The sequence below is a fragment of the Pseudomonas sp. 05T35 genome (genome assembly GCF_056396605.1).
On the sequence record NZ_JBFTLU010000397.1, the window covers coordinates 1 to 6211 of the forward strand.

General features: G+C 58.4%; 4 protein-coding genes. 1 reads left to right on the top strand and 3 read right to left on the bottom strand.

Going from position 1 to position 6211, the window contains the following annotated elements; all coding sequences use genetic code 11:
- On the bottom strand, window positions 1-262 hold a 262-nt coding region (locus AC1DH9_RS23690), incomplete at its 3' end, for a sigma factor (RefSeq protein ID WP_477808878.1).
- Between the two features lie 229 nt (window positions 263-491).
- Here AC1DH9_RS23690 and AC1DH9_RS23695 point away from each other — a divergent pair.
- Complete coding sequence (locus AC1DH9_RS23695) at window positions 492-2474, top strand: condensation domain-containing protein (protein ID WP_477808879.1); 1983 nt, start codon at window positions 492-494, stop codon at window positions 2472-2474.
- A gap of 58 nt (window positions 2475-2532) precedes the next feature.
- Here AC1DH9_RS23695 and basC read toward each other — a convergent pair whose 3' ends face one another.
- Entirely contained in the window at window positions 2533-3852 is a 1320-nt protein-coding gene (basC, locus tag AC1DH9_RS23700) for a putative histamine N-monooxygenase (protein ID WP_427537332.1), read from the bottom strand.
- A 92-nt stretch (window positions 3853-3944) separates the two neighbouring features.
- A partial coding sequence (locus AC1DH9_RS23705; protein ID WP_477808880.1) for an amino acid adenylation domain-containing protein occupies window positions 3945-6211 on the bottom strand: 2267 nt, incomplete at its 5' end.

Sequence of the window (6211 nt, forward strand, 5' to 3'; positions counted from 1 at the left end):
CTTCCAGGTGGCTGGCCTCAAGATGTCGGCGGCGATACAGATCTATCACCATGCCTTTGGCGATTTGAGTCAGATGACGGCGTGAGTTCTCGGTCGAGGGAACCCGGCCCTTCCTGATGAGATTGAGATAGACGTCATGGGCCAGATCCGCGGCATCCACCGAATTGCCCAGCTTGCGGCGCAACAAACTGCACAACCAGCGGTGGTGGTCGACATACAGCTTTTCAAATTGCTCCTGGGACGCGAACGCTCCGTTGTCCACAACACCTCTCCTGAGACGATGGTCTTCGCGATCAGATTTTGACTAATGCGAATAGGTATGATTATTATTTAACAGCATACGGTGTTCACAGAGCCCCTGCAATGCGACCTCATTGCAACTCCTTTGACGCCCGGGTCCCTGGGCGTTGCACCAGACCGAGGATCGGTCTGTCGGCACTCGGTGCCACCTCTACTTCTTACTGTTCAGTTTGATAAGGCGGGAAATTTCCATGATGGAACTCAGTCCAGATTCGTTACCGAAGCTCTCTGTCAACGGTCACGAGGAACATATCTGGCTCTTGCAGCAGCAATACCCCGAACGCATCCTCAAACACCTCTGCGCCTGGCGGCTCGACGCTGATGTCGATCTTTCAAGGCTCGAGCTGGCGATCAAGGCCGTCATCGAAACACTGCCCGATTTGAATGCACGCTATCAATTCAACGACGACGGCGAAGTGGACAAGGTCCACGCCAGTGACTGGAAATCCTGCATCGAACTCATTCGCTCACACTCCGACGCCGAAGCCACCGAGCAATTGCTCTCGCGGCAAGCGGCAGCGTGGGACGCGCAAAGCCAGCCGCCGTTCAAGGCGCTGATGATTCAAACCAGGCAGAACGTTATCCTGGGGTTCGTGATCCATCAGATCCTTGACCAGACCTGCCAGGAGATCGACCTCTATCACCAAGTCCTGAACGCCTATGTCGGTCACTCGACCAGCGACACCCCGTGGTTGCGCCGTCAGGCCGATGGCAAGGATGCAGCGCCAGCAGCCAGTGCACCCAACGCCCGGCCAGTGGCCAACAGCAGTGAAGTGGCGACGATTATCCTTGGCGAATTCCGTGGTGCCCTGGCGGAACCCGACATGCAACTTACGGATGACTTCTTTGATTTCGGCGGCCACTCCCTGCTGGCCACCCGCATCATTGGCAAGCTGTTGAGCAATCACGGCATCGAAGTCCAGTTCAATGACTTTTTCAGCGCCCCTACCGCCGAGGCCTTGGCATCACGAGCCCACGTCATTGCACATGACAACCCGGCAGCGTCTGCGCCAGGCTTGCCGCAAGACGTGCAGCGGGCGCCTTTCGCGCTGGCCCAGGCCTCCCTTGGGCGAGCCTATGCCGCCTATGGGTTCGGGACGATTTTCAACCTGCCCTTTGCCTTGGACTTCCTCGATAACGTGGATGAAGCGCTGTTCGAGCAAGCCTTCCGCGACCTGCTCGTACGCCATGCCAGCCTGCGCACGACCTTCCACTTCCAGGACGCTGAGGCATACCAGCAAATCGTGCCGATCGCGCAACTGTCCCGCTACAAATGGTTCTGGCCCAGCCATGAGAGCCGAGGGGCAACGCTGGAAAGCGAAGCCGCTTATCAGTTCGACCTGGCCCGCGAACTGCCCCTCAGGGTTCGCTTCATTTACGACTCGCAGCGCAAGCGCCAAACGCTGTCTTTGCTGATCCATCACATGGCCATTGATGAATGGTCGCTCAACGTCATGATGGAAGAACTGGCCCAAGCCTACCTCGCCCGTGCCGCCGACAAGGCGCCGGTCTGGGAAGCGCCTGCCCGCTCTTTCCACGAGTTCGCCGTGCAAGAACAAAGTACCGGCGTCAATCAGCAGCATCTCGACTATTGGACGAGCCTGTTGCGTGATGCAACCCGCGGTTTGACACTGCCCTCCCCTGATCATCAGGCGAGCGCGCCTGCCAATGCCGCTTCGACGAAGGCTCAATGGTTCGAAATCAAACCCGACCAGGACCTCACCGATAGCCTGTATGCCCCTCGGCAGACAGTGGGCACTCTGATCGAAAACGTCACCCACCTGATCAATGACTCCATGGCTTATGCCGATGTGCCGATGGAGACGATTCAACAAGCCTTGGGCATGACCGCTGAGGACGGCCTGCTGTTCGACGTCTATATCCAGATTCATGCCAACAACGCATTGAACGGCACCCTGAGCACGCCAGACGCAGGAACGATCCGCTACCGACAGATTGACCCGGACAAGAACCAGTCGATGTTCGGTATTCAGTTCGAGATCCTGGAAAACCTGATCGACGGCAAACGCTCACTGCGCCTGGTGATCACCTACCGTTCGGAGCGTTACAGCGCCGAACAGATGGCACGCCTCAGCGCAATGATCGATCACGTCTTTGCACGCTTCACAATGCCAGATGCAGCCGGCATCGTTCTGAATCATATCCGCGCATAACCCTCAATCAGGGTCTTGGTAACACTAAAAGTGTTAACAAGACCCTGCACATCAAGCGCTACGCTTCATGCATTCCGTAGCGCTGGAACGATGAGTGCTTGGGCAAGCGGTAGTGCGTTCGACCGAGTAACCGGTTGGCAATCGTCGCATTGCGAATGGCCGCTACCCCGAGATCCGGCGAACCAACACCATGCTGGAAGATCTCCGCGTTCTGCACAAAAATACGGCCCGTGCCTTCGTCGCAGCGGCGCGCCGTAAAATCTTCCTCGACGATACAGTCGCCGAATTCATCGGTTTCAAGCACGACGCCTTTGAGCCGTTCAAACCACTGCGGCCAGGCATGCCCGTATCCCGTCGCCGCAACAATCGCGTCGGCCTCAAGGGTGCCGGTCTGATCCAGCTCGCGGTGCCGGTAGGCAATTCGCAGCGTGCCGTCGACATCCTCCACGGTCTCGACTTCGCAGTTGGAAAGCAACGTCAGACCTGTATCAGCGCCACCAATCGAGCGTTCGTAGATCAGGTCGTAGATCTGGGCAATGGTCGAAAAACTGATGCCCTTGTACAGCAACCCCTGCCCCGCAACGATGTCTCGGCGACGTTCCCGTGGAATACTGTGGAAGTACTCCATGTAGGATGGGGTAAAACACTCCTGCCCAAGTTTTGAATACTCCATGGGATGGAAGCCCGGCGAACGCGTGATCCAGCGAATCGAAGCTCCGGCCGCAATCCGTTCGGGGGTCAACTCGCTGAACAATGCCAGCACGCACTCCGCCGCACTCTGCCCGGAGCCAATCACCGTGACCCGCCGGCACTGCGCCAACTGCGCCTGTCTTTTGCCGAACTCCGCCGAATGCATGACTGGCACCGTGCTCTTGAGCTGGGCCCATTTCGGCAACAGCGGCACGGTGCCGACGCCAATCGCCAGGTCCCGGCTGTAGTAACGGCGTTTGAAGCCGGACACGGACTGGCTTTCAATCAGGAATCGGTCAACGCTCGCGTCATAGCTCACATCACAGATGTCTTCGCCGAAGTGGCAGGCGGGCAACTGCTGCGACGCCCATCGGCAGTAATGGTCGTACTCGCGCCGCGGCACCTGGAAGTTCTCGTAGTAATAGAACTGATACAGGCGATCGTGCTGATGCAGGTAGTTCAGATAACTCAGTGGGTGCGTGGGGTCAGCCATCGTCACCAGGTCCGCCAGGAAGGGAACCTGAAGCGTCGTGCCTGGCAAGAGAAGTCCTTCATGCCAGCGAAACTCCGCTTTGCGATCAAGGAAAATACCCGCCACGCCCGGGTGTCTGGACAGTAATGCAGCCAGCCCGAGATTAAAGGGCCCAATGCCAACACCGGCAATATCTACAGTGGGTATATCCGTCATCCGATCCATCTCCAAAGGGACTGCTGTCTGGATAGAAGGGAGCACGCTCTGTGGTGCCCCACTCCATTCATTTCAATATTATTCAGAGGCGCTCACGAACCTTCAGTCATGAGCAGCCGTTCGACGTCGTGTGCATTGCGGCAGCGCAGCAATTGCCCGGGTGAAAGCGCCACCGAAAAGTCTTCCTGGAACCGCGCCGAAATGGCCTTCAAATGCTGGGGACGCAACCCCAGGCTGATGAAATCCACCGCGTCATTGACCCCGTCTTCCAACGGTCGGCCCAATACACTCAAGTAGAGGTCCAGCACCTTGTTTCTCTTGGTCGAGATGATCCTGGTGGCAGGCTCGGCCACTTCATTCGCCGGCATAGTGAGCAGGCTGCGGGCCCGCTGGCGATCAGGCTTGCCGTTTTGCGACAGCGGCAACTCATCCACGCTCAAGAACCGCGTGGGTACATGGGAGTGCGGCAGATGTTGGCGGGCGTAGTTGCGCAACTCGGTTGCCGTCAGCTCTGCGGCACCCTGCTGGCCGACATACAGCGCACCGATGCAGACCTCACCTTGACGCTGTTCGCCATAATCCACGACCAACACGTGCCTGACCGATGGGTGATTGATCAGTTCGATCTCGATATCCGGGAGCGACACCCGTACACCGCGAACTTTCACGTAGCCGTTGACCCGACTGTCGAAGATCAAGGTGCCATCGCGACGGTAACGACCACAGTCACCGGTGCGGAAAGCACGAACGGCCCGGCCATGTTCATCGTTGACGGTCACGAACTCGCTCTGTGTCAGCTCGCCGTTTTCCAGGTAGCCCAGTGCGAGATTGACCCCGGCCGTGTGAATTCGGCCGACAACGCCYGCCGGGCAATGCTCACCCTGTGAATCAAGGGTGAAGTAACGGTTACCGGGCAACGGCCTGCCGTAGGGGATCAGCGCTTGGTCATCAGCAGTGATTTCGTGCCAGATACTCCAGATGGTTGTCTCCGTCGGCCCCCCAAGGGAGATCAACCGGGAATCCGGCAGCAGCGCGCGCAGCTCGGCAATGACGGCGGGCTTGATGTAGTCCCCTCCCTGCGCAATCAGGCGCAGGCTCTTCAAGTCATGGGTGGCGCGGCAAGAAAGAAGCATCTCGAGGATGGCGGGCACCGAACACCACAACGTTACCTGATGCCGGGCAATCAACTGATTCCAGCGCACTGCATCCTTTTCCTCGCCCTGGCCAGGCTGTACCAGCGTCGCCCCCGCTGTCAGGCAGCCCAACACGTCGAAAACCGACATGTCATGGTGAAGCGGAGTTACGGACATGAACACATCGCGCTCGGTCACTGCCCAGCGCTCAAGGGTGCTGCCAATGACATTGGCGGTGGCTCGGTTGCTCAGCACCACGCATTTGGGCTTTCCGGTGGTACCCGAGGTATAGAGGTAATAGGCCGGCGCTTCGCTTGACGACAGGTCCTCCATCAGCGGTGGAACCAGGGCTTGTGCTGCCAGCAGCTCATCAGGTGTCGCACAAGGATGCTCGACAGACTCGCCCTGGGTGATCACCACCAGATCAGGTCGACAGTTTTCCAGCAGGAAAAGCCGTCGCTCCTCAGGTGCCGAAGCATCGATGGGGACCCAGATCAAGCCCGTCAGTGCACAGGCCAACGTTACCATTGTGTGCTCCGGGCTGCGGGGCAGGCATATGGCAACCACATCGCGCCGAGAAAGCCCGCGCGCTTGCAACGCAGCAATCATCCGGCATACGCCGTCGCCAAGCTCGGCATAACTGATTTGCCGGTCGCCGCTGATGAGGGCGATTCTGGCGTTGCTACGATCAAAGATATTGCTCGCGATCTGCTCGAGAAACGCTGCGTGACACGCCTCGGTCACGGGGCTATTCAGCCGGTAGTGGCGCCTGTCGATAATCGCCGGGGCATCAATGGCAAACACACCGTTTGCCGTGATCTGACTGATCGCCCTTTCGAAGGCACTCAAGATATCGCTGACCACCGCCGGATCCAGTACTTCGCGCGCATAGTCGATGTCGAACACCAAGGTACCCTCGGCGTTGGCCGAGAAGCGGATATCCATTGCCACCTGTGGTGTCTGGGTCAGTCCGCCACACAGGCTCATGGGACTGTCCGTCGACAAGACCGGCCAGGAAAAACCGTTGGTGATCACAACGGGCAGGACGGGGCCTGGACCGTGGGATTCGAACAGCAACCGGGCAACGTCAACCCCTGAAAAGGCCAGATGCTGCAAACCTTCCAGCACATCGACTTGCAGCTGGGTAGCCCGCTGCGCAAAACCGTCTGGATCGGAGCTCCAGTTGACCGCGATAAAGCTTGAACGATTGGCAAAAGCGCCACTTG

Coding starts and splice junctions, on each gene's coding strand:
- AC1DH9_RS23695 (WP_477808879.1), top strand. CDS start 492: ATGATGGAACTCAGTCCAGATTCGTTACCGAAGCTCTCTGTCAACGGT.
- basC (WP_427537332.1), bottom strand. CDS start 3,852: ATGACGGATATACCCACTGTAGATATTGCCGGTGTTGGCATTGGGCCC.